We start from the raw sequence: 25,357 nt of genomic DNA, 5'->3' as shown, positions 1-25,357 counted from the left end.
TGAAAAGGATGAAAATATATGCATCATGTAAATAAATATTTTAATCATGCAATATTAATAGAAGCGTTTAAAATGAGTGTCATAAAGTTAAATCCTAAACTGTTGGTTAAAAATCCAATTATGTTTGTTGTAGAAATAGGAATGCTATTGATGATGATACTCATATGTTTGCCCGATATTTTTGGACAAAGTCAGTTGTCGAGAGGTTATTTAATTACAATTTTCATCATCTTATTATTAACAATCTTATTTGCGAATTTTTCTGAAGCGATTGCTGAAGGTAGAGGTAAGGCGCAAGCGGATAGTTTACGAGAAGCACAATCAAATTTGACTGCACGTGTCATAGACTCGAACGGTCTATTTAAAATAGTGAACGCTTCTGAATTAAAAAAAGGGCAACATATACGAGTTGAAAATGGAGAGACCATTCCTGCTGATGGTGTAGTCATTAATGGATTGGCGACTGTAGATGAGTCTGCTATTACTGGTGAGTCTGCACCTGTCATTAAAGAATCCGGTGGTGATTTTTCCGGTGTAATTGGCGGAACGGTTGTAACTTCTGACTGGTTGGAGATACGTGTTGAAAGTGAAATCGGGACATCATTTTTAGATAAAATGATTGCACTAGTAGAAGGTGCTGAAAGGACTAAAACACCAAATGAAATTGCCTTATTTACATTATTAACGACGCTAACAATAATTTTTCTAGTCGTTATTGCTACATTGTATCCAATTGCAGCACATTTACATGTAATCTTACCGATTGCCTTGCTTATTGCCTTAACTGTTTGTTTAATACCGACAACAATTGGTGGGCTGTTGTCTGCTATAGGCATTGCAGGGATGGATAGGGTTACTCAGTTTAATGTTTTGGCAAAAAGTGGCCGTGCTGTTGAAGTGTGTGGTGATGTTGATGTCATGATTTTAGATAAGACTGGCACAATTACTTATGGCAATCGAATTGCTAGTGCATTTTTACCGGTGAATGAACATTTAAAGACTAAGTTGATTAAAGCAGCATATATGTCATCGTTATATGATGACACTCCAGAAGGAAAAAGTATTGTAACTTTAGCAAAGGACATGCATAGAGGTAATTTGCCAGAACAAATTGAAGGTACATACAAACCCTTTACAGCTGAAACTAGGATGAGTGGCATTGAAACAAACGGCGTATCGATTTTTAAAGGTGCACCTGATAGCATGATTAAACTTATTAAGCAGCAACAAGGTATTATTCCATCTAATATAGAAATATTGTGTAGCGATGTATCTAGCAAAGGTGGTACGCCATTAATTGTCATTGAGGAAAACGTTATGCTTGGAGTCATTTATTTGAAAGATATGATTAAGGAAGGATTGGTTGAGCGTTTTGCCGAGTTGCGTGAAATGGGTATTGAAACAGTAATGTGTACAGGTGATAATGCGTTGACTGCTGCAACTATAGCTAAAGAAGCAGGAGTAGATAGATTTATAGCAGAATGTAAGCCTGAAGATAAGATAAAAGTAATAAAAGGTGAACAAGAAAAAGGACATATCGTAGCAATGACGGGCGATGGCACCAATGATGCACCAGCATTAGCACAGGCAAATATAGGGTTAGCAATGAATTCTGGAACTATAAGTGCCAAGGAAGCGGCAAACCTTATTGATTTAGATTCGAACCCAACAAAAATAATAGAAGTCGTTAAAATTGGGAAACAATTATTAATGACAAGGGGCTCATTAACAACATTCAGTTTAGCGAATGATATTGCTAAATACTTTGCAATATTGCCAGCTCTTATGATGTCAACGATTCCTGAAATGGCTCGATTAAACCTAATGCAATTATCATCGCCACAGTCAGCTATTATTTCAGCATTGTTATTTAATGCATTAATTATTGTTGCTTTAATACCAGTTGCGTTGAAAGGTGTAAAAGTAAAAAGTTATTCAATAGATCGGGTGTTCATAAATAATATGGTGACCTATGGTTTAGGTGGCATAATTGTTCCATTCGTAGGCATTAAAGTAATAGATTTAATTGTACAATTTTTTGTGTGAAAAGGAGTGACAATAAACAAATGAGAGCACTTCGAAGTAGTATATGTTTAACGATGATAACTATGATTTTATGTGGCATATTATATCCACTAACTTTAACCTTGATTGGCCAAATATTTTTTCATCAACAAGCTAATGGTAGTTTAATACTATATGATCACCGTATCGTAGGATCTAAAATTGTTGGGCAATTATGGACGGAGGATCACTATTTTCATGGGCGTCCAAGCGCAGTTGATTATAATATGAATCCTGAAAAATTTTATAAAACTGGAGTGTCGTCTGGAGGGACTAATGAATCTAATAGTAATGTGAAGTTAATGAAACGAGCGAAACATCTTATTGAAAATGATAAAGGAAACTTAGCGATAGATGCCATTACAAGTTCTGGATCAGGTTTGGATCCGCATATTACTGTTGAAAATGCACGTAAACAAGCACAACGTATTGCGACTGCACGACACATATCTATGATAAAAGTAATTGATTTGATTGATCGCAATAAGCGACGTGGAGTATTAACCTATGACTATGTGAACGTATTAGAACTCAATATTGGACTAGATAAATTGAAGAGATGATATAGTTGCAAGATATGGGAGTGGGACAGAAATGATATTTTCACAAAATTTATTTCGTTGTCCCACCCCGGCAAGGTTGACTAGAATTGAAAAAAGCTTGTTGCAAGCGCATTTTCATTCAGTCAACTACTGCCAATATAATATTATAGAGCTTAGGACATTGTTTTATGTCCCAAGCTCGTGTCTTTTTTAATCGTCAATATTTTAAGATGCATCGTAAATAATGTTAATTTAAACTATTTTACTTAAAAACTTTTAATCCATATAAATTAAATAGTCGAGTTAGCTTCAATTTCGTCATATGCTATAATTAGCAACATATAAAAATAAAAATGAATAGAAAATAAATTTATAGATTCTTGATTTTGAGGAGTGTGACATATGTCTAATCAACTTATAAAGTCTAAAAGTCCTAAGCAGGCATTGCTATATTACTATATTACAAATGGTTTAGATTTTTTGTTGAGCGTTATTATTTATGCCATTTTTTATTTAGTATGGTTAAAGTTTGAATGGTCGCAGTATTTACTTTATATCTTGTTTGTTTTTTGCACTTTTACCGTTTTAAAATTAATTATTAAACCATTATGGCAATATCACTGTCGTTATTATCAAGTAGATCAATCAAGTATTCAGTATCGTACATCTTTTCTAATATATAAAGAAAAAACGAGTCGAATTGAACGTTTACAATATTTGTCGATTAAATCTAATCCATTAAGTCAAATGCTTAATTTATATCAAGTTGAGTTTGTGACAGCAGGTCATTCAATTCGATTACCAATGATGTCAGATAGTGATGTTAAAATTATCGAAGAACAAACTCTGTCAAATTTGAAAGGGGTTGAAAGTGATGTCTAAACCTCAAAAGCTACATCCAATTTCTTATTTTAACGGTTTGATTAATGCGATTAAACAAAACATTGTTGTTTTTATTATTTTCATCATCTTTCAATTAAAAGATTTTGATTTTTCTAATCCAGCATCATATTCATGGTCTGGTATTGTACTAGTTTTCTTTTTATTATCATACATTCCTCAAATTATCCGAATTATGAATACACGCTATTGGATTGAGAATAATACTTTTATTTTGACAACAGGCTTTTTTAATAAGAAGCGTAAAGAATTAAATATTAAACGTATTCAGTCTATCGATATGTCACAAGGGGTGGTCAATCAAATTATAGGTGGCGTGGATTTGCAAATTAAAACGCCAAGCGATGGTATCGTATTAAGTGTAATATCAAAGAAGCAAGGCGAATATCTTGAAAACTATATTGACCAATTGCAAACAGAGTTGAAGACAGAAATGGCGCAAAAGTCTAGTACTGAACAGAATGACAACCGTAATCATGACATTGAAAGTAATGTGGAAGACATCGCAGAAGGTCGTCTAGATGAAATGCAGAACTCTGATAGTAAGCTTAATCAGAAAAATAAACGCATTCCTATATATCAAATGAATTTTAAAGAATCGCTATTTATGGCAATGACCAGTGGTGCCATTGGTGTTACGTTAGCAGCCTTAGTTCCAGTTTATGGCGCTGTAAGAGAGTTAATTCCATGGTCAAAACTTAGTTATCAATTGAGTCAATTGGTTCAATTTATAAGTATTACGATTTTGATTATCATTTTGGTAGTGTTATTAGTGGCATATATTATAGGCACTATTATTACCATGGTAAGATTTTATGGCTTCACAGTTATGCTGGAAAATGAACAGCTTAAAATTGAATATGGCTTCTTTAATAAGAAAAGAATGACTGTACCAACGAAAAGATTGCAAGCTGTCGTTGAGCATCAATCACATATACGAAAATTATTTGGCTATACAGCAATACATTTTATAATTACGAGTGACTTTGAAAACAAAAAAATAGATGATGATGAAAATGATACTGGTAGTGTGATGATTTTGCCGTTTATCAAAAGGGACAAAGCGTATCAAATTATCCAGCATTTAGTACCAAATTTATCTTATCAACAAGTAAATGAAGGTATGCCTTTGTCAGGCTTTCACAGACATTTTTTAATACCAAGCATTATTGTAATTTCTTTGGTAGCAATTTGCTGGTATTTTTGGAATCAATTATTATGGTTATTTGTGATAATAAGTATATTGATTATTGGTTTACTTGTTCTTAAAGGATATCTTTATGTTAAACATGCTGGTTTTAAAATGATTGAAGATCAAATGACCATACAAAATTTCGGATTATTTAAACGAAATATTTATTATTTTAAAGAAAATCATATTTTAGGATTTGATACATGGCAACATCCATTGCTTAAAAGCAATGGGTTAAGTAATTTTAATTTCATCATTGCTAAAGGTATGGCAAATGAGTCAATTAAACTTAAATATGCGCGTAATGAAGATGTGCAAATGTTGAAGTCATGGTATTTGAGAGGTGAAAAGAATGAGTCATTATAATTTTATGTCACCATATGCTAAAAAAGTGATGAGGTTAAGTGCTATACTGGTTTGTGTGCCAATTACGCTAGTACTTTTAATAGCATTTAATATTTTGAACTGGCTATTTTGGCAGATACTTGACACCTATCTAACCATTGCTAGTAGTATAATTATCATTTTACTTGTAGTTATTTTTACGATTATCATCGTGCCGTTCTATCGATATAAGCATTGTCGATATGCATTTGAAAAACACCATTTGCGCGTTCGAAACGGCATCTTATTTTTAGATGAAAAGGTGATACCATATTTTCGTATTCAAAATATAGATATAGATATTGGGCCAATAATGAAGCATTACCGTTTAGCTACTTTAACGCTCTACACAGCAGGTGGTACAGCAAAAATTCCATTAATTGATAGAAGTGAAGCACGTAAATTAAAAAAATGGTTAAATAATGAGATGCATATAGAAAAAACAAATGAGTATAATAAAAATGAGGAATAATCAATGATACATGGTATTGGTATAGATTTAATCGAAATTGAACGAATTAAAGTGTTATACAATAAGCAACCAAAACTTGTTGACCGTATTTTAACTGAAAATGAACAGCGCAAATTCTATGGTTTTACAAATGAACAACGAAAAATTGAATTTTTAGCAGGCAGGTTTGCGACTAAAGAAGCATTTAGCAAAGCCTTAGGCACTGGTTTAGGAAAACATGTAGCCTTTAATGATATAGACTGTTATAACGATGATCTTGGAAAGCCAAACATTGACTATGATGGTTTCATCGTTCACGTGAGTATTTCGCATACTGAACATTATGCAGTGAGTCAGGTTATTTTAGAAAAAGAAGAATCTTAAGATTTAAAAAGTAAGACTTTTAATTTAGCAATGGAATGGAAACATGAGGATTATATTGGAGGAAGTAATATGTCAGATAAATACTATAGATCTGCGTATATGAATGTAGATTTAAATGCTGTAGCAGCGAATTTTAAAGTATTCAGTACATTACATCAAAATAAAACGATTATGGCTGTCGTAAAAGCAAATGCCTATGGACTAGGTAGTGTTAAAGTTGCACGCCATTTAATGGAACAAGGTGCAACATTTTTTGCAGTGGCTACATTAGATGAAGCGATAGAATTAAGAATGCATGGAATAACTGCTAAAATTTTAGTTTTAGGTGTACTACCCACTAAAGATATCGATAAAGCTATTCAACATCGTGTTGCCTTAACAGTTCCGTCTAAGCAATGGTTAAAAGAAGCGATTAAAAACATTTCCGGAGAGCAACAGAAAAAATTATGGTTGCATATTAAATTAGATACGGGTATGGGAAGATTAGGTATTAAAGATATAAAATCATATCAAGAAGTAATCGAAATTATTCAACAATATGATCAACTTGTCTTTGAAGGTGTCTTTACTCATTTTGCGTGTGCAGATGAACCTGGCGATATGACTAATGAACAGTATCAACGCTTTAAAGATATGGTTAATGAGGCGGATAAACCTGAGTATATACATTGTCAAAACTCAGCCGGTGCATTATTAATGGATTGTCAATTTTGTAATGCTGTAAGACCGGGAATCTCATTATATGGTTACTACCCTTCTGAATATGTAAGACAAAAAGTTAAAGTACATTTGAGACCAAGCGTTCAATTAATTGCAAATGTAGTTCAAACAAAAACGTTACAAGCGGGAGAATCTGTAAGTTACGGTGCAACATATACTGCTACAGAACCTACGACAATAGCTTTATTACCAATCGGGTATGCTGATGGTTATCTACGTATAATGCAAGGTAGTATTGTAAATGTAAATGGATACCAATGTGAAGTCGTCGGCAGAGTTTGTATGGATCAAACAATTGTAAAAGTGCCGGAACAAGTGAAAACAGGTGATTCGGTTATTTTAATAGACAATCATAGAGATAGTCAGCAAGCCGTTGAAGTTGCAGCTGAAAAGCAACATACGATTAATTATGAGGTACTTTGCAACTTATCTAGACGATTACCTCGTATATACCATGACAATGATCAAGTTTTTGTAACAAATGAATTGTTAAAATAATATGGTCAGTGCATATAAAATTTGTTATTATTAGAGTAATTAAAGGTCATTTAATAACTTTTGGAATCAATTGGAGGTTCTCATATGTTACCTTTTAGTCAAAATAGAAGTCATAGCTTAGAACAATCTTTAAAAGAAGGATATTCACAAATGGCTGATTTAAATCTCTCCCTAGCGAACGAAGCTTTTCCAATAGAGTGTGAAGCATGCGATTGCAACGAAACATATTTATCTTCTAATTCAACGAATGAATGATTAGACGAGGAGATGTTTATTTAGCAGATTTATCACCAGTACAGGGATCTGAACAAGGGGGAGTCAGACCTGTTGTCATTATTCAAAATGACACTGGTAATAAATATAGTCCTACAGTTATTGTTGCGGCAATAACTGGTAGGATTAATAAAGCCAAAATACCGACCCATGTAGAGATTGAAAAGAAAAAATATAAACTGGATAAAGATTCAGTTATATTATTAGAACAAATTCGGACACTTGATAAAAAACGTTTAAAAGAAAAACTGACGTACTTATCAGACAACAAAATGAAAGAAGTAGATAATGCACTAATGATTAGTTTAGGGCTAAACACAATGGCTCATCAGAAAAATTAGGCGTCTATTATATGTATTTTTCAGAGATAAATAAAATATTGATATAAAAGACAATAACTTTATAATAATTATAACTATTGCTATGTTCATGGAACGAAATGTTTTTAGAAATAAAGACATTAATCATTTTCAGTTATGATATTCATATTTTTTATTATAAAAGGATGTCTTAAGTTTTTTAGGCTTTAGGTATTCCATCCTAAAGTTTTTTTTAGCTTAAAAGTGTCATTTACAGCAAAATTGTAGACGACAATTGTAAATGTGCAATTAATTAAAGTTAGTACGTGAATCATAATTATCCTTGCTCAAGCATTGGCTTTGTAAGGGAAGTGAGGAGGCAACTAATCGTGGAAGAGTTTAAACAACATTATAAAGGTTTAATAGATGAAAGTTTGACTTGCCAAGATAAGGCTGAATTGATAAAGAAGTGTGAAAAATATACTGATGAAGTTATTCGTAAAGATGTATTGCCTGAAGACATTGTTGATATACACAAAAACTATATATTGACTTTAAATTTAACGCGTGAAGATGTGTTCAAGACATTAGATGTTTTACAAGAAATCGTTAAAGGCTTTGGGTATAGTTATCGAGATTATCAAAGATTAGTAGATAAACTCCAAGTTCACGATAAGGAAATAGACTTAGCTTCTAGCTTACAACAAACGATGCTTAAAACAGATATCCCACAATTTGATAGTATTCAAATTGGTGTTATTTCAGTAGCAGCGCAAAAGGTTAGTGGTGATTATTTCAACTTAATCGATCATAACGATGGTACGATGAGCTTTGCTGTTGCAGACGTTATTGGAAAAGGGATACCAGCTGCTTTAGCGATGAGTATGATTAAATTTGGCATGGATTCATATGGACATTCACAATTGCCTAGTGATGGCTTAAAGCGTTTAAATAGAGTAGTTGAAAAAAATATTAATCAAAATATGTTTGTAACGATGTTTTACGGATTGTATGAAGAAATGAACCATCTACTGTATTGTAGTTCTGCAGGTCATGAGCCAGGTTATATTTATCGCGCTGAAAAAGAAGAATTTGAAGAAATTTCAGTTAGAGGTAGAGTTTTAGGGATTAGTTCTCAGACACGATATCAACAACAAGAAATTCCAATATATCTTGACGATTTGATTATCATTTTAACGGACGGTGTAACAGAAGCGAGAAATAGTGAAGGTACATTTATTGATAAACAAAGACTTTTAGAATATATAAAAAAACATAAACATATGCATCCACAAGATATTGTTCAAATTATCTATGAAGCAATTTTAAAACTTCAAAACCCGCATAAAAAAGATGACATGACCATTTTGATTATAAAAAGAGTAAATTAATTTTAAAAAGAAGATTAGAAATTATTTCAATGGGTATATAATAATTTGAAATATATATGGTGAATACAACACTTAAAATGAAGTTAAATATATTTAATAAGTAGGAGTGTAACGAAATGAATCTTAATATAGAAACAACCACTCAAGATAAATTTTACGAAGTTAAAGTCGGTGGAGAGTTAGATGTTTATACTGTGCCTGAATTAGAAGAGGTTCTAACACCTATGCGCCAGGATGGAACTCGTGACATTTACGTTAACTTAGAAAATGTAAGTTATATGGATTCAACAGGATTAGGTTTATTCGTAGGTACCTTAAAAGCATTAAACCAAAATGATAAAGAGCTATACATTTTAGGTGTGTCAGATCGTATCGGTAGACTATTTGAAATTACTGGTCTAAAGGATTTAATGCATGTTAATGAAGGAACGGAGGTCGAATAACATGCAATCGAAAGAAGATTTTATCGAAATGCGCGTGCCAGCGTCTGCAGAATATGTAAGTTTAATTCGTTTAACACTTTCTGGCGTGTTTTCGAGAGCAGGTGCTACATATGATGATATTGAAGATGCCAAGATTGCAGTGAGTGAAGCTGTTACAAATGCAGTTAAGCATGCATATAAAGAAAAAAATAGTATTGGTATCATAAACATATACTTTGAAATTTTAGAAGATAGAATTAAAATTGTGATTTCTGATAAAGGAGATAGTTTTGATTACGAAACTACTAAATCTAAAATAGGCCCATATGATAAAGATGAAAATATAGACTTTTTGCGTGAGGGTGGATTAGGTTTATTTTTAATAGAATCTTTAATGGATGAAGTGACAGTATATAAAGAATCTGGTGTGACAATCAGTATGACTAAGTATATTAAAAAAGAGCAGGTGCGAAATAATGGCGAAAGAGTCGAAATCAGCTAATGAAGTTTCACCTGAGCAAATTAACCAGTGGATTAAAGAACACCAAGAACATAAGAATACAGATGCACAAGACAAATTAGTTAAACATTACCAAAAACTAATTGAATCACTAGCATATAAATATTCTAAAGGACAATCACATCATGAAGATTTAGTTCAAGTTGGTATGGTTGGTTTAATAGGTGCCATAAATAGATTCGATATGTCCTTTGAACGGAAGTTTGAAGCCTTTTTAGTACCTACTGTAATCGGTGAAATTAAAAGATATTTACGAGACAAAACATGGAGTGTCCATGTTCCAAGACGAATTAAAGAAATAGGACCTAGAATAAAAAAGGTAAGCGATGAACTAACGGCAGAATTAGAACGTTCGCCGTCAATTAGTGAAATAGCTGATCGTTTAGAAGTTTCAGAAGAAGAAGTACTCGAAGCGATGGAAATGGGACAAAGTTATAACGCATTAAGTGTCGATCATTCTATCGAAGCGGATAAAGATGGATCAACTGTTACTTTGTTAGATATTATGGGTCAACAAGATGACCATTATGATTTAACGGAGAAACGTATGATACTTGAAAAAATCTTACCGATATTATCAGATCGTGAGCGAGAGATTATTCAATGTACGTTTATTGAAGGCTTAAGTCAAAAAGAAACTGGTGAACGAATCGGTCTAAGTCAAATGCATGTATCAAGACTACAAAGAACAGCAATTAAGAAATTACAAGAAGCGGCACATCAATAATTTTTTGTACTATTGATGTGTTTTATCATGAAAAATTCATACAATTACCTCTTGATTAGAATATAAGAATCAAGGGGTAATTTTTAATTTGAAAGATTTTAAAAGTATATATGAGGAAGATATATTGATATATTTTAAAGACATATTGATTCTAAATGTTATAACAGATTGTTAATTTTCAAGTGCCATTGTAATTTAGCATTTGGCAAAGTGTTATTTTAGCGAAATTGGCTAATGTTACTTCAAATAATTATAAGCAGATTGATGCGAAAAATTTTTCAATAACCAATGAATGAATTTAAATATGTTTTGACTTAATGTTTTAGATTTTAGAGATTTGAATTTGATAGTTGTAATTAACACCTTTATTCAATTGGGCTTTTGAATAATATGTTAAAATGAATGAGTAAATTTTAGAAAAGTGTGGGTTTAGTAAATGGACAATCAATTGATTAATTCAATCATAGAGAAATATCAATTTAGTAAAAAACAAATTGAAGCGGTACTAAAATTACTAGAAGAAAAAAATACAGTACCATTCATTGCGAGATATCGAAAAGAGCAAACAGGCGGCCTAGATGAAGTTCAAATTAAGCAAATTGATGACGAATATCAATACATGGTCAATTTACAAAAACGTAAAGAAGAAGTAATCAAAAATATAGACCAACAAGGTTTACTTACTGAAGATTTAAAGAAAGATATTTTAAAACAGAACAAATTGCAACGTGTTGAAGACTTGTATCGACCTTTTAAACAAAAGAAAAAGACAAGAGCGACTGAAGCGAAACGTAAAGGTTTAGAACCGTTGGCTATTTGGATGAAAGGGCGCAAACACAGTGTGTCAATAGAAGAAAAGGCACAACAGTTTATTAATGATGAAGTTAAAACTGTTGAAGACGCTATAAAAGGCGCACAAGATATCATTGCAGAATTAGTTTCAGATAATCCAAAATATAGAACTAAAATATTAAAAGATATGTATCACCAAGGTGTGTTAACTACATCTAAAAAGAAAAATGCTGAAGATGAAAAAGGTATTTTTGAAATGTACTATGAATACAGTGAGCCGATAAAACGTATCGCAAACCATAGAGTGTTAGCTGTAAACCGTGGTGAAAAAGAGAAGGTCTTATCTGTTAAGTTTGAGTTTGATACTACGACAGTTGAAGACTTCATTGCGCGTCAAGAAATCACTCAAGACAATGCGAATCGTAGTTATATTTTGGATGCGATTAAGGACAGTTTGAAACGTTTAATTGTACCTTCAATCGAGAGAGAGATTCATGCTGATTTAACTGAAAAAGCTGAAAACCATGCAATTGATGTATTTAGTGAAAATTTAAGAAATTTATTATTGCAACCACCAATGAAAGGTAAACAAATATTAGGCGTCGATCCGGCGTTTAGAACAGGTTGTAAATTAGCAGTCATTAATCCATTCGGAACATTTATAGCTAAGGGTGTGATTTATCCTCATCCACCTGTATCAAAAAAAGAAGCTGCAGAGAAAGATTTTGTACAAATGGTTAAGGCGTATGATGTACAATTAATCGCAATCGGTAATGGTACAGCAAGTCGAGAAACAGAACAATTTGTTGCAGACACGATTAAAAAGTATGCATTGCCAGTACAATTCATTATTGTTAATGAAGCAGGTGCTTCAGTATATTCAGCATCAGAAATTGCTAGAGATGAATTTCCAGATTTTCAAGTTGAAGAGAGAAGTGCAGTATCAATTGGAAGACGTGTACAAGATCCGTTAAGTGAATTAGTTAAGATAGATCCTAAATCAATAGGTGTTGGACAGTATCAACACGATGTTAATCAGAAATCATTAGAAAATGCATTAACTTTTGTTGTTGAAACAGCAGTTAACCAAGTAGGTGTGGATGTTAATACAGCATCATCCTCATTATTACAATATGTTTCAGGTTTAAGTTCACAAATAGCTAAAAATATCATTGCATATAGAGAAGAAAATGGTGCAATCAAACACAATAGAGAATTAAGTAAGATTAAACGTTTAGGCGCAAAAACATTCGAGCAAAGTATCGGATTTTTAAGAATTGTAGATGGTACTGAGCCATTAGATAATACATCAATTCATCCAGAAAGTTATAAAGTCACATATCAACTACTAGAAAAACTTGGATTTAGTGGTAATGATTTAGGAAGCGATGCATTAAAATCTAAGTTAAACTCTTTAAATATGGATACACTTGCGGATGAACTGAAAATTGGTAAGCCTACACTTGAAGATATTATTAAATCATTGAAAGCACCTAATAGAGATCCAAGGGACGAGTTTGAAACGCCAATTCTTAAATCAGATGTATTATCAATTGAAGATTTAAAAGAAGGTATGAAATTAAGCGGGACAGTTCGAAATGTAGTTGATTTTGGAGCGTTTGTTGATATTGGTGTAAAGCAAGATGGTCTTGTACATGTTTCAAAACTGTCTAAGAAATTTGTGAAAAATCCAATGGATATAGTAAGCGTTGGTGATATTGTTGACGTTTGGATTTATAGTATCGATAAAAATAAAGATAAAGTATCATTAACAATGATTGATCCACATGAATAATGAAACATTACAACAAATGGTTGAGAAGCTTTCTGAAGAAAAATTTGGATGCAAGTTTCAGCATCGAGCATACTTTAATAAAAGGTTACGTACAACAGGTGGACGTTATCTTTTAAAGTCACATGATATAGAAATTAATCCTAAGCAATATGAACATTATGGCAAAGAAGCAGTTGTTAAAATTATATTGCATGAATTGTGCCATTATCATTTGCATATTGCTGGTAAAGGTTATCAACATAAAGATCAAGATTTTAAACGATTGAGTCAGCAAGTAGGTGCGCCAAGATTTTGTAACAGCATTGAAAGCTATCAACAACGTGCAAATTATGAATATTACTGTACTAAATGTCATGCAAAATATTTAAGAATCCGTAGAATTGATACGAAACGAATGCGTTGTGGGCATTGCAATGGCCATTTAAGATTAAAAAAGCATTTGAAGTAAAATAAAATGAATAGAACAGGTGAGTCTATACAATCTATTGATTGAATTCTAGTGAAACATACGCAGATAGTATAGCAATAAAATAGTGTGCTGTTTGATTCTTAAATATTTCAACTGTACTATGTGATGCTATATAACTATCATTTGTGGCCAAGATTATCGTAATATGATACTGCGTTAATCTTGGCGTTTTTTATTTTATTGAAGATAATGATTAAAATCTATATAGGTACCTTGTTGAATGAAGAGGGAAACAGTGAGTTTAGAGAATTAAAAAGTGATTAAACAATCGCAATGAAGAATATCATTGAGAAGAATTGAAAAACGTAGATAATCAATGTTGAAATGGAAAATAGCATACGAGACATGTTGAGTGTAAACATCTATGTGGTATTTTATTTAAGGAGGATAGAAAATTGGCGTAAATAATTGATTAATTATAAGCGAACTTTACTCAATTAAAGTATTAAAGTGTTATAAAAGATAATAATACAATTTTAATGCTATTTTGACTGAACTTTTCTATTGACTGAATGAGTTATAGTTAGTATGATTAAACACGTTCCTTAAAAAAGAACGAATTAAATAACATCTCATTTAAACAGATAATTATTATAAAAATAAGTTATAAAATGTATTGACAGTAAGTTCTAAATGTTTTACAATAAATAATGTTGTATTAAGAACTGATAACGCAAATTAATTTAATGTAAAAAAACGATTAAAAGTTATTGACAAATATTTCTAAACATAATATAATAAATATCGTTCTGAAAAAACGAAAGATGTTTTAAATGCCTTTATCCGCGGTCGTGGCGGAATGGCAGACGCGCTAGGTTGAGGGCCTAGTGGGAGAAATCCCGTGGAGGTTCAAGTCCTCTCGGCCGCATCACAATTACTTAATTTAATAAGCGGGTGTAGTTTAATGGCAAAACCTCAGCCTTCCAAGCTGATGTTGTGGGTTCGATTCCCATCACCCGCTCCATAGATGAATTTAATGAACATTGAAAACTGAATGACAATATGTCAACGTTAATTCCAAAAACGTAACTATTAGTTACAAACATTATTTAGTATTTATGAGCTAATCAAACATCATAATTTTTTATGGAGAGTTTGATCCTGGCTCAGGATGAACGCTGGCGGCGTGCCTAATACATGCAAGTCGAGCGAACGGACGAGAAGCTTGCTTCTCTGATGTTAGCGGCGGACGGGTGAGTAACACGTGGATAACCTACCTATAAGACTGGGATAACTTCGGGAAACCGGAGCTAATACCGGATAATGTTTTGAACCGCATGGTTCAAAAGTGAAAGACGGTCTTGCTGTCACTTATAGATGGATCCGCGCTGCATTAGCTAGTTGGTAAGGTAACGGCTTACCAAGGCAACGATGCATAGCCGACCTGAGAGGGTGATCGGCCACACTGGAACTGAGACACGGTCCAGACTCCTACGGGAGGCAGCAGTAGGGAATCTTCCGCAATGGGCGAAAGCCTGACGGAGCAACGCCGCGTGAGTGATGAAGGTCTTCGGATCGTAAAACTCTGTTATTAGGGAAGAACATATGTGTAAGTAACTGTGCACATCTTGACGGTACCTAATCAGAAAGCCACGGCTAACTACGTGCCAGCAGCCGCGGTAATACGTAGGTGGCAAGCGTTATCCGGAATTATTGGGCGTAAAGCGCGCGTAGGCGGTTTTTTAAGTCTGATGTGAAAGCCCACGGCTCAACCGTGGAGGGTCATTGGAAACTGGAAAACTTGAGTGCAGAAGAGGAAAGTGGAATTCCATGTGTAGCGGTGAAATGCGCAGAGATATGGAGGAACACCAGTGGCGAAGGCGACTTTCTGGTCTGTAACTGACGCTGATGTGCGAAAGCGTGGGGATCAAACAGGATTAGATACCCTGGTAGTCCACGCCGTAAACGATGAGTGCTAAGTGTTAGGGGGTTTCCGCCCCTTAGTGCTGCAGCTAACGCATTAAGCACTCCGCCTGGGGAGTACGACCGCAAGGTTGAAACTCAAAGGAATTGACGGGGACCCGCACAAGCGGTGGAGCATGTGGTTTAATTCGAAGCAACGCGAAGAACCTTACCAAATCTTGACATCCTTTGACAACTCTAGAGATAGAGCCTTCCCCTTCGGGGGACAAAGTGACAGGTGGTGCATGGTTGTCGTCAGCTCGTGTCGTGAGATGTTGGGTTAAGTCCCGCAACGAGCGCAACCCTTAAGCTTAGTTGCCATCATTAAGTTGGGCACTCTAAGTTGACTGCCGGTGACAAACCGGAGGAAGGTGGGGATGACGTCAAATCATCATGCCCCTTATGATTTGGGCTACACACGTGCTACAATGGACAATACAAAGGGCAGCGAAACCGCGAGGTCAAGCAAATCCCATAAAGTTGTTCTCAGTTCGGATTGTAGTCTGCAACTCGACTACATGAAGCTGGAATCGCTAGTAATCGTAGATCAGCATGCTACGGTGAATACGTTCCCGGGTCTTGTACACACCGCCCGTCACACCACGAGAGTTTGTAACACCCGAAGCCGGTGGAGTAACCTTTTAGGAGCTAGCCGTCGAAGGTGGGACAAATGATTGGGGTGAAGTCGTAACAAGGTAGCCGTATCGGAAGGTGCGGCTGGATCACCTCCTTTCTAAGGATATATTCGGAACATCTTCTTCAGAAGATGCGGAATAACGTGACATATTGTATTCAGTTTTGAATGTTTATTTAACATTCATTTTTATTTGTACATTGAAAACTAGATAAGTAAGTAAAATATAGATTTTACCAAGCAAAACCGAGTGAATAAAGAGTTTTAAATAAGCTTGAATTCATAAGAAATAATCGCTAGTGTTCGAAAGAACACTCACAAGATTAATAACGCGTTTAAATCTTTTTATAAAAGAAAACGTTTAGCAGACAATGAGTTAAATTATTTGAAAGCGGAGTTTACTTCTGTAAATGAGCATTTTAAATAATGAAAACGAAACAGTATGTGAGCGTTTGACTTATAAAAATGGTGGAAACATAGATTAAGTTATTAAGGGCGCACGGTGGATGCCTTGGCACTAGAAGCCGATGAAGGACGTTACTAACGACGATATGCTTTGGGGAGCTGTAAGTAAGCTTTGATCCAGAGATTTCCGAATGGGGAAACCCAACATGAGTTATGTCATGTTATCGATATGTGAATACATAGCATATCAGAAGGCACACCCGGAGAACTGAAACATCTTAGTACCCGGAGGAAGAGAAAGAAAATTCGATTCCCTTAGTAGCGGCGAGCGAAACGGGAAGAGCCCAAACCAACAAGCTTGCTTGTTGGGGTTGTAGGACACTCTATACGGAGTTACAAAGGACGACATTAGACGAATCATCTGGAAAGATGAATCAAAGAAGGTAATAATCCTGTAGTCGAAAATGTTGTCTCTCTTGAGTGGATCCTGAGTACGACGGAGCACGTGAAATTCCGTCGGAATCTGGGAGGACCATCTCCTAAGGCTAAATACTCTCTAGTGACCGATAGTGAACCAGTACCGTGAGGGAAAGGTGAAAAGCACCCCGGAAGGGGAGTGAAATAGAACCTGAAACCGTGTGCTTACAAGTAGTCAGAGCCCGTTAATGGGTGATGGCGTGCCTTTTGTAGAATGAACCGGCGAGTTACGATTTGATGCAAGGTTAAGCAGTAAATGTGGAGCCGTAGCGAAAGCGAGTCTGAATAGGGCGTTTAGTATTTGGTCGTAGACCCGAAACCAGGTGATCTACCCTTGGTCAGGTTGAAGTTCAGGTAACACTGAATGGAGGACCGAACCGACTTACGTTGAAAAGTGAGCGGATGAACTGAGGGTAGCGGAGAAATTCCAATCGAACCTGGAGATAGCTGGTTCTCTCCGAAATAGCTTTAGGGCTAGCCTCAAGTGATGATTATTGGAGGTAGAGCACTGTTTGGACGAGGGGCCCCTCTCGGGTTACCGAATTCAGACAAACTCCGAATGCCAATTAATTTAACTTGGGAGTCAGAACATGGGTGATAAGGTCCGTGTTCGAAAGGGAAACAGCCCAGACCACCAGCTAAGGTCCCAAAATATATGTTAAGTGGAAAAGGATGTGGCGTTGCCCAGACAACTAGGATGTTGGCTTAGAAGCAGCCATCATTTAAAGAGTGCGTAATAGCTCACTAGTCGAGTGACACTGCGCCGAAAATGTACCGGGGCTAAACATATTACCGAAGCTGTGGATTGTCCTTTGGACAATGGTAGGAGAGCGTTCTAAGGGCGTTGAAGCATGATCGCAAGGACATGTGGAGCGCTTAGAAGTGAGAATGCCGGTGTGAGTAGCGAAAGACGGGTGAGAATCCCGTCCACCGATTGACTAAGGTTTCCAGAGGAAGGCTCGTCCGCTCTGGGTTAGTCGGGTCCTAAGCTGAGGCCGACAGGCGTAGGCGATGGATAACAGGTTGATATTCCTGTACCACCTATAATCGTTTTAATCGATGGGGGGACGCAGTAGGATAGGCGAAGCGTGCGATTGGATTGCACGTCTAAGCAGTAAGGCTGAGTATTAGGCAAATCCGGTACTCATTAAGGCTGAGCTGTGATGGGGAGAAGACATTGTGTCTTCGAGTCGTTGATTTCACACTGCCGAGAAAAGCCTCTAGATAGAAAATAGGTGCCCGTACCGCAAACCGACACAGGTAGTCAAGATGAGAATTCTAAGGTGAGCGAGCGAACTCTCGTTAAGGAACTCGGCAAAATGACCCCGTAACTTCGGGAGAAGGGGTGCTCTTTAGGGTTAACGCCCAGAAGAGCCGCAGTGAATAGGCCCAAGCGACTGTTTATCAAAAACACAGGTCTCTGCTAAACCGTAAGGTGATGTATAGGGGCTGACGCCTGCCCGGTGCTGGAAGGTTAAGAGGAGTGGTTAGCTTCTGCGAAGCTACGAATCGAAGCCCCAGTAAACGGCGGCCGTAACTATAACGGTCCTAAGGTAGCGAAATTCCTTGTCGGGTAAGTTCCGACCCGCACGAAAGGCGTAACGATTTGGGCACTGTCTCAACGAGAGACTCGGTGAAATCATAGTACCTGTGAAGATGCAGGTTACCCGCGACAGGACGGAAAGACCCCGTGGAGCTTTACTGTAGCCTGATATTGAAATTCGGCACAGCTTGTACAGGATAGGTAGGAGCCTTTGAAACGTGAGCGCTAGCTTACGTGGAGGCGCTGGTGGGATACTACCCTAGCTGTGTTGGCTTTCTAACCCGCACCACTTATCGTGGTGGGAGACAGTGTCAGGCGGGCAGTTTGACTGGGGCGGTCGCCTCCTAAAAGGTAACGGAGGCGCTCAAAGGTTCCCTCAGAATGGTTGGAAATCATTCATAGAGTGTAAAGGCATAAGGGAGCTTGACTGCGAGACCTACAAGTCGAGCAGGGTCGAAAGACGGACTTAGTGATCCGGTGGTTCCGCATGGAAGGGCCATCGCTCAACGGATAAAAGCTACCCCGGGGATAACAGGCTTATCTCCCCCAAGAGTTCACATCGACGGGGAGGTTTGGCACCTCGATGTCGGCTCATCGCATCCTGGGGCTGTAGTCGGTCCCAAGGGTTGGGCTGTTCGCCCATTAAAGCGGTACGCGAGCTGGGTTCAGAACGTCGTGAGACAGTTCGGTCCCTATCCGTCGTGGGCGTAGGAAATTTGAGAGGAGCTGTCCTTAGTACGAGAGGACCGGGATGGACATACCTCTGGTGTACCAGTTGTCGTGCCAACGGCATAGCTGGGTAGCTATGTGTGGACGGGATAAGTGCTGAAAGCATCTAAGCATGAAGCCCCCCTCAAGATGAGATTTCCCAACTTCGGTTATAAGATCCCTCAAAGATGATGAGGTTAATAGGTTCGAGGTGGAAGCATGGTGACATGTGGAGCTGACGAATACTAATCGATCGAAGACTTAATCAAAATAAATGTTTTGCGAAGCAAAATCACTTTTACTTACTATCTAGTTTTGAATGTATAATCTACATTCATATGTCTGGTGACTATAGCAAGGAGGTCACACCTGTTCCCATGCCGAACACAGAAGTTAAGCTCCTTAGCGTCGATGGTAGTTGGACTTACGTTCCGCTAGAGTAGAACGTTGCCAGGCAGAAAATGGATGCGATGAGCCGCATTGAGACCGCAAGGTCTCTTTTTTTATATCTAAAACAACAAAGTAAAAAAGTAGATACGAAGAAGAATGGCTTGGCGAAGTGAAAACGTTTGAATCTGACGAAACGAGAAGCGAGCGCAACGAGTTTAGTTGGGCTAAGTGAGTAAGCGAGAGCCGAAGAAGAGGAAAGAAGCAAGCGATTGGCACAAGTCAAGAAAGGTCCATAGCGTCGATGGTAGCAGACTTACGTTCCGCTAGAGTAGAACGTTGCCAGGCAAAAATGGATGCGATGAGCCGCATTGAGACCGCAAGGTCTCTTTTTTTATGCCAAATAAAAAGTAGATACGAAGAAGAATGGCTTGGCGAAGTGAAAACGTTTGAATCTGACGAAACGAGAAACGAGCGCAACGATTTTAGTTGAGCTAAATGAGTAAGCGAGAGCCGAAGAAGAGGAAAGAAGCGAGCGATTGCCACAAGTCAAGAAAGGTCTATAGCGTCGATGGTAGCAGACTTACGTTCCGCTAGAGTAGAACGTTGCCAGGCAAATCGAGACTATAAGGATTTTTAAATACTAAATATACATGTAAGAATGAATGGTTGAAAGTTGAAAGGAGAACGGATTTGAAAATATTTATTGGTACGATGTTAACTTTTTTATTTTTATGCTCATTGATAGTGTGTGGATTTTTTGCTTATAAAATATATTTTCCTGCAGATGCTAAAAATAAGTCAGAAGTCCCGAATCATATGCAAGAAAACAAACATGAAAAAGAAAACACGCATAATATTAATAATAATGGTAGTGAAGCTAATGAGAATTTTAATAATAAGAAGAACCGTATAGAAAACATTGAAGATAAACAAAAAGCATATGCTTTGATGAGTATACCACGACATAATTTACCAGAAAGTGAGAAGGCTATTTATGACAAAGTAATTTCAACTGCCATTCAAAATATAAATAATGGGGTGGGGAATGAAGAAGACTTTAGGCTCAAAGAAATATACGATGGTATACAAAGCGTGCAACCTCAATAATGTAAAGCATAATAAAAAGCAGTCATAAGATGATTTCAATTAGAAACCAATTTATGACTGCTTTTCTTACTATATTGTTAAATTAGCAATGAATATAACATTTTATTTTCATTAATATAAATATTGGAAGGATCGAAATGATTTACTCGTTGTTTAAGTTGTAATAAATCATTATGATCTTTAAGTTGAATACCGATAATGACAGTACCTGTATTTTGAGAAGATTTTTTTAAGTATTCAAATTTTGTAATATCGTCTTGTGGGCCTAAAACGTCATTTACAAATTCTCTCAATGCGCCAGGGCGTTGAGGGAAGTTTAAAATAAAATAATGCTTCATTTCTTCGTACAATAAAGAACGTTCTTCAATTTCCTTCATACGATTAATATCATTATTGCCTCCACTAATGACACAAACAACTGTTTTGCCCTTAATATGATCTTTGTAGTTTTCAAGAGCACTCACACTTAATGCGCCAGCAGGTTCAGCTACAATTGCTTGTTTTGAATACATATCTAAAATTGTAGAACAAACTGCACCTTCATCTACTTGAACGTAATCATCTACGTTTTCCTTTGCAATTTCAAATGTAATATCACCAACTCTAGCTACTGAAGCACCGTCGACAAATTTATCGATATTAGGCAATGTGACAACCTGTTTATTTACAACAACAGATTCATACATACTACTTGCACCTGAAGGTTCAACACCTATAATTTTCGTAGCAGGCGAATAGGTTTTAAAGTAAGTACTAATACCTGAAATTAAGCCACCACCACCAATTGCGGCGAATAGATAATCAAAAGTGACATTGTCTGACTTTGCTTGTTCTAACATTTCTTTAGCAAGCGTACCTTGTCCAGAAATTGTATATACATTATTAAAAGGGTCTATAAAGTTCATACCATGTTTACTAGTATATGTTAATGCTTCGGCTAAACAATGATCGAAGGTATCACCTGTTAGAACGACTTCAACATTACTGTTTCCAAAGAACTTTACTTGGTTTACTTTTTGTAATGGTGTAGTGACTGGCATAAAGATAACAGCTTTTAAATTAAGTTTTTTAGCGGTATAGGCAACACCTTGTGCATGATTACCTGCACTCGCACATGTAATTCCTTTACTTTTGGCTTCTTCTGACAAAACAGAAATTGCGTTGTAAGCACCCCTTAATTTAAAAGAACGTACCCACTGTAAATCTTCTCGTTTTAAATAAACTTTACAATCATACTTTTGAGATAAGTAATGGTCTAATTGTAAAGGCGTTTCTTTGACGATATCTTTAAGCCTTAAAAATGCTTCATCGATATCTTTCGTCGAAACTGTAGTTTTGACTGTCATAATATTCAACTCCCTTAAAGTGATTTTTCATATTTTTCTATTAATGATTCATATTGTAGGGTTATTGCAATGTCATCTAAACCATTAACTAATTTGTTTTTCCATGTTTCATCGATATCGAAATGGAAAGTTTTGTCTGACGATGACACAGTTTGATTTGGTAAATCGATTTCAATTTCCTCATATTGTGCAAGATGTTCACGTGCACTTTTTTCTAAAACGATAGGCAACATCGCATTTTTAGTGCAATTCATATAAAATATGTCACTGAAACTTCCAGCAATAATAATATGAAAACCATAGTCCTTTAGGGCCCAAGCAGCATGTTCACGACTTGAACCGCATCCAAAATTATCTCCTGTAATTAAAATGGATGCACCTTTATATTGTGGTTTGTTAGGATTGAAATCAGGATTATCTGAACCATCCGGTAAATAACGCCATTCATCAAAAGCGAATGGACCGAAACCACTTTTTGAAATTCTTTTTAAGTGAACTTTAGGAATAATTTGATCCGTATCAATATTGTCGTTGAAAAGTGGAACAATTTTTCCTTTATATGTTGTAATAGGTTTGATTGCTGACATATTAAACAACCACCTTTCTTACATCCACAAACTTACCGTGAATAGCTGCAGCCGCTGCCATAGCAGGGGATACAAGATGTGTTCTGGCACCTTTACCTTGTCGTCCTTCAAAGTTTCTGTTACTTGTAGAAGCGCAATGTACACCATCAGGCACTTGGTCTGGATTCATACCTAAACACATTGAACAACCTGGCTCGCGCCATTCAAATCCGGCATTTTTAAATATAGTATCTAGACCTAGTTTTTCAGCTTCTTTTTTAACAGTACGAGATCCTGGAACGACAATAGCTGTAATGTTTGGATGAACTTTATTACCTTTAACAATATGACTAGCTTCAATCAAATCTGATAGTCTAGCATTTGTACATGAACCAAGGAAAACGTAACCTAATTCGATATCTTCAGCTTTTTGACCAGGTTGTAATCCCATATAATCATACGCACGTTGATCGTTGATATCATTTATTTCTGGAAAAGGTTCGCTGAAATTAACACCCATTTCAGGATTTGTACCCCAAGTTACTTGTGGTTCTAATGTGCTAACATCAAGTTCGATAACGCGATCAAATATTGCATCGTCATCAGAATAAAGTTCTCGCCAACTATCGACTGATTTAGAAAAGTTCTCGGCAAAGGGGCGGTCTTTAACATATTCAAATGTAGTTTCATCAGGTTGAATAATGCCGTATTTTGCACCACCTTCAATGGCCATATTACATATAGTCATTCTGCCATCCATTGAAAGAGTTTTAATAGTTTCTCCAGTAAACTCCAATGCATAACCAGTACCAAAATCAACACCATATGTTTTGATTAAATGTAGAATAATGTCTTTAGCATAGACACCTGTAGGCAAGGTGCCATTTATATCAATTTTCAAATTTTTTGGCTTCGTTTGCCAAAGTGTTTGTGTTGCAAAGACATGTTCAACTTCACTTGTCCCAATTCCGAAAGCAATGGCCCCAAATGCACCATGTGTGGCTGTATGAGAATCGCCACAAACAATCGTTTTACCTGGTTGTGTTAATCCTGTTTCAGGGCCGACCATGTGCACGATTCCTTGTTCATCAGAGCCCATATCAAAAATATGTACACCAAAATCTGTAGCATTTTTTTTGTAGTGTTGTGATTTGTTTATTAGCAATTTCATCTTTAATATTAAAAATATCAATGGTAGGAACATTGTGATCAAGTGTTGCAAATGTTAAATCTGGGCGTCTTAATTTTCTATTTTGAAGTCTAAGTCCTTCAAATGCTTGAGGAGAAGTAACTTCATGTATAAGGTGTAAATCAATGTATAATAGTTGAGGTTCGCCCAATTTACCATATAACACATGTCTATCCCATACCTTGTCAAATAATGTTTGACCCATTTACATCTCCCCCTTAATGATTCAATTTTGTTGATAACTTGGTGAAAATTTCAGAAGTATGAAGTTGCCCGCCTAAATCTACTGTTGTTTGTCCATTTTCAATCATGCTATAAATAAGTTGTTCTAATTCATCTGCAGCATCAGGTTGATGTAAACTTTCACGTAAACACATTGCTAAAGATAGAATCATCCCAAACGGGTTAGCGATATCTTGACCTGCTATATCAGGCGCAGATCCATGAATAGGCTCATATAATCTTGGACCATCATAACTAAAACTAGCAGAAGGTGATAGACCAAGAGAACCGGGAATGACTGATGCTTCATCACTTAAAATATCACCAAATAAGTTTTCACAAACAATGACGTCAAATTGTTTAGGGTTTGTGATTAAGTGCATACTACAAGCATCAACTAGTAAGTGATTTACCGATACTTCTGGATATAATACACTCACTTCATTTACGACTTTTCGCCATAATTTACTTGAAGCTAATACGTTTTCTTTATCAACAGATGTTAATTTTCCACGTCTTGAAGCTGCTAATTTAAATGCTACATGAACAATACGTTCTATTTCTTCTCTTGTATATGTTAGTGAATCGAGCGCATCTTGATCGTTGAAATGTCTCGGTTCTCCAAAATAAATACCACTTGTTAATTCACGCACAATGACTAGGTCAGTACCTTCAACATGTTCTTCTTTTAAAGGTGAAAAGGAACTAGCACCTTTTACTACTGTAGTAGGGCGAATATTGGCAAATAAATTTAAAGATTTACGTAATTTTAATAAACCTTGTTCAGGTCGATTATTAGGATCTGTCCATTTTGGTCCGCCAATAGCACCTAGTAAGATAGCATCTGCCTTTTTACAAGCATTTAATGTAACTTCAGTAAGTGGTTCACCAAAAGTATCAATAGAGGCACCACCGAAATCATGGCGCTCTATTTGATAGTTAAAGTTATATTTAGTACTAATAATTTCAAGTAACGATAAAGTACCATTTAGAATTTCAGGTCCGATACCGTCACCAGGTAGAGCAACAATTTTATAAGTCATTT

The 25,357-nt window shown here is 36.0% G+C and carries 19 protein-coding genes, 2 tRNA genes, 3 rRNA genes and 1 pseudogene; 21 read left to right on the top strand and 4 right to left on the bottom strand.

Features of this window, described 5'->3' with window-relative positions; translation table 11 throughout:
- Window positions 1–18 precede the first annotated feature (18 nt).
- From kdpB to SAMSHR1132_RS10015, 21 genes are all read left to right on the top strand, one after another.
- Complete coding sequence (kdpB, locus tag SAMSHR1132_RS10125) at window positions 19–2,046, top strand: potassium-transporting ATPase subunit KdpB (RefSeq protein ID WP_000546582.1); 2,028 nt, start codon at window positions 19–21, stop codon at window positions 2,044–2,046.
- Between the two features lie 20 nt (window positions 2,047–2,066).
- On the top strand, window positions 2,067–2,627 hold the full coding sequence (gene kdpC, locus SAMSHR1132_RS10120; protein ID WP_001202354.1) for a K(+)-transporting ATPase subunit C: 561 nt from the start codon (window positions 2,067–2,069) through the stop codon (window positions 2,625–2,627).
- A gap of 381 nt (window positions 2,628–3,008) precedes the next feature.
- The gene (locus SAMSHR1132_RS10115) at window positions 3,009–3,488 is read left to right on the top strand and encodes a PH domain-containing protein (protein ID WP_000070747.1); all 480 of its coding nucleotides are present in this window, start codon (window positions 3,009–3,011) and stop codon (window positions 3,486–3,488) included.
- Window positions 3,481–5,064 (top strand): PH domain-containing protein, encoded by a 1,584-nt coding sequence (locus SAMSHR1132_RS10110; protein WP_000042905.1) that lies wholly within the window; start codon window positions 3,481–3,483, stop codon window positions 5,062–5,064. The genes SAMSHR1132_RS10115 and SAMSHR1132_RS10110 overlap by 8 nt, the downstream gene beginning before the upstream one ends.
- Window positions 5,051–5,554, top strand: a complete 504-nt coding sequence (locus SAMSHR1132_RS10105) for a PH domain-containing protein (RefSeq protein WP_000020263.1) — start codon at window positions 5,051–5,053, stop codon at window positions 5,552–5,554. The genes SAMSHR1132_RS10110 and SAMSHR1132_RS10105 overlap by 14 nt, the downstream gene beginning before the upstream one ends.
- Window positions 5,555–5,557: 3 nt before the next feature.
- Window positions 5,558–5,917 carry a holo-ACP synthase gene (acpS, locus tag SAMSHR1132_RS10100; protein WP_000581192.1) on the top strand — a complete coding sequence of 120 codons (360 nt, stop codon included), beginning with the start codon at window positions 5,558–5,560 and terminating at the stop codon, window positions 5,915–5,917.
- Between the two features lie 69 nt (window positions 5,918–5,986).
- Window positions 5,987–7,135 (top strand): alanine racemase, encoded by a 1,149-nt coding sequence (alr, locus tag SAMSHR1132_RS10095; RefSeq protein ID WP_001281137.1) that lies wholly within the window; start codon window positions 5,987–5,989, stop codon window positions 7,133–7,135.
- Between the two features lie 84 nt (window positions 7,136–7,219).
- A complete protein-coding gene (gene mazE / locus SAMSHR1132_RS10090; protein WP_000936600.1) occupies window positions 7,220–7,390 on the top strand; it encodes a type II toxin-antitoxin system antitoxin MazE in 171 nt (56 codons plus the stop codon).
- Complete coding sequence (locus SAMSHR1132_RS10085) at window positions 7,387–7,749, top strand: type II toxin-antitoxin system PemK/MazF family toxin (protein WP_000621178.1); 363 nt, start codon at window positions 7,387–7,389, stop codon at window positions 7,747–7,749. Before mazE ends, SAMSHR1132_RS10085 begins: the two co-directional genes overlap by 4 nt.
- A gap of 347 nt (window positions 7,750–8,096) precedes the next feature.
- Entirely contained in the window at window positions 8,097–9,098 is a 1,002-nt protein-coding gene (locus SAMSHR1132_RS10075; protein WP_000390825.1) for a SpoIIE family protein phosphatase, read from the top strand.
- A 116-nt stretch (window positions 9,099–9,214) separates the two neighbouring features.
- On the top strand, window positions 9,215–9,541 hold the full coding sequence (locus tag SAMSHR1132_RS10070; protein WP_001052491.1) for an anti-sigma factor antagonist: 327 nt from the start codon (window positions 9,215–9,217) through the stop codon (window positions 9,539–9,541).
- Window position 9,542: 1 nt separating this feature from the next.
- A complete protein-coding gene (gene rsbW / locus SAMSHR1132_RS10065; RefSeq protein WP_001190826.1) occupies window positions 9,543–10,022 on the top strand; it encodes an anti-sigma B factor RsbW in 480 nt (159 codons plus the stop codon).
- Window positions 9,997–10,767, top strand: coding sequence for an RNA polymerase sigma factor SigB (gene sigB / locus SAMSHR1132_RS10060; protein ID WP_001041104.1), 771 nt, complete (start codon window positions 9,997–9,999; stop codon window positions 10,765–10,767). The genes rsbW and sigB overlap by 26 nt, the downstream gene beginning before the upstream one ends.
- Before the next feature lie 436 nt (window positions 10,768–11,203).
- Window positions 11,204–13,354 carry a Tex family protein gene (locus SAMSHR1132_RS10055; protein ID WP_000370107.1) on the top strand — a complete coding sequence of 717 codons (2,151 nt, stop codon included), beginning with the start codon at window positions 11,204–11,206 and terminating at the stop codon, window positions 13,352–13,354.
- Window positions 13,347–13,802: a SprT family protein gene (locus tag SAMSHR1132_RS10050; protein ID WP_001058566.1), complete on the top strand. Its 456-nt coding sequence runs from the start codon at window positions 13,347–13,349 to the stop codon at window positions 13,800–13,802. Before SAMSHR1132_RS10055 ends, SAMSHR1132_RS10050 begins: the two co-directional genes overlap by 8 nt.
- A gap of 806 nt (window positions 13,803–14,608) precedes the next feature.
- Window positions 14,609–14,691: transfer RNA gene (locus SAMSHR1132_RS10045), tRNA-Leu, on the top strand.
- A gap of 22 nt (window positions 14,692–14,713) precedes the next feature.
- Window positions 14,714–14,787: transfer RNA gene (locus tag SAMSHR1132_RS10040), tRNA-Gly, on the top strand.
- A gap of 119 nt (window positions 14,788–14,906) precedes the next feature.
- Window positions 14,907–16,458: ribosomal RNA gene (locus SAMSHR1132_RS10035) — 16S ribosomal RNA — on the top strand.
- A gap of 380 nt (window positions 16,459–16,838) precedes the next feature.
- Window positions 16,839–19,761, top strand: a 23S ribosomal RNA gene (locus tag SAMSHR1132_RS10030).
- A gap of 72 nt (window positions 19,762–19,833) precedes the next feature.
- Window positions 19,834–19,948: ribosomal RNA gene (gene rrf, locus SAMSHR1132_RS10025) — 5S ribosomal RNA — on the top strand.
- Together the 16S, 23S and 5S rRNA genes with 2 tRNA genes alongside form the textbook arrangement of a ribosomal RNA operon.
- A gap of 624 nt (window positions 19,949–20,572) precedes the next feature.
- Window positions 20,573–20,989: a hypothetical protein gene (locus tag SAMSHR1132_RS10015; protein ID WP_000688532.1), complete on the top strand. Its 417-nt coding sequence runs from the start codon at window positions 20,573–20,575 to the stop codon at window positions 20,987–20,989.
- A gap of 77 nt (window positions 20,990–21,066) precedes the next feature.
- On the opposite strand, the gene ilvA is transcribed toward SAMSHR1132_RS10015, so the two are convergent.
- The 4 genes and pseudogenes from ilvA to leuB all read right to left on the bottom strand — a co-directional run bounded on the left by ilvA (window position 21,067) and on the right by leuB (window position 25,355).
- A complete protein-coding gene (ilvA, locus tag SAMSHR1132_RS10010; protein ID WP_000216861.1) occupies window positions 21,067–22,335 on the bottom strand; it encodes a threonine ammonia-lyase IlvA in 1,269 nt (422 codons plus the stop codon).
- Window positions 22,336–22,349: 14 nt separating this feature from the next.
- Window positions 22,350–22,922 carry a 3-isopropylmalate dehydratase small subunit gene (leuD, locus tag SAMSHR1132_RS10005; protein WP_001274114.1) on the bottom strand — a complete coding sequence of 191 codons (573 nt, stop codon included), beginning with the start codon at window positions 22,920–22,922 and terminating at the stop codon, window positions 22,350–22,352.
- Between the two features lies 1 nt (window position 22,923).
- Window positions 22,924–24,295, bottom strand: a pseudogene (gene leuC / locus SAMSHR1132_RS10000) (3-isopropylmalate dehydratase large subunit).
- Between the two features lie 13 nt (window positions 24,296–24,308).
- On the bottom strand, window positions 24,309–25,355 hold the full coding sequence (gene leuB / locus SAMSHR1132_RS09995; RefSeq protein WP_000221335.1) for a 3-isopropylmalate dehydrogenase: 1,047 nt from the start codon (window positions 25,353–25,355) through the stop codon (window positions 24,309–24,311).
- Window positions 25,356–25,357 lie beyond the last annotated feature (2 nt).

This window comes from Staphylococcus argenteus, from assembly GCF_000236925.1.
Lineage (GTDB): Bacteria > Bacillota > Bacilli > Staphylococcales > Staphylococcaceae > Staphylococcus > Staphylococcus argenteus.
Note: the sequence above shows the minus strand (reverse complement) of the source record. Positions and strands in the feature narration are given on the sequence as shown.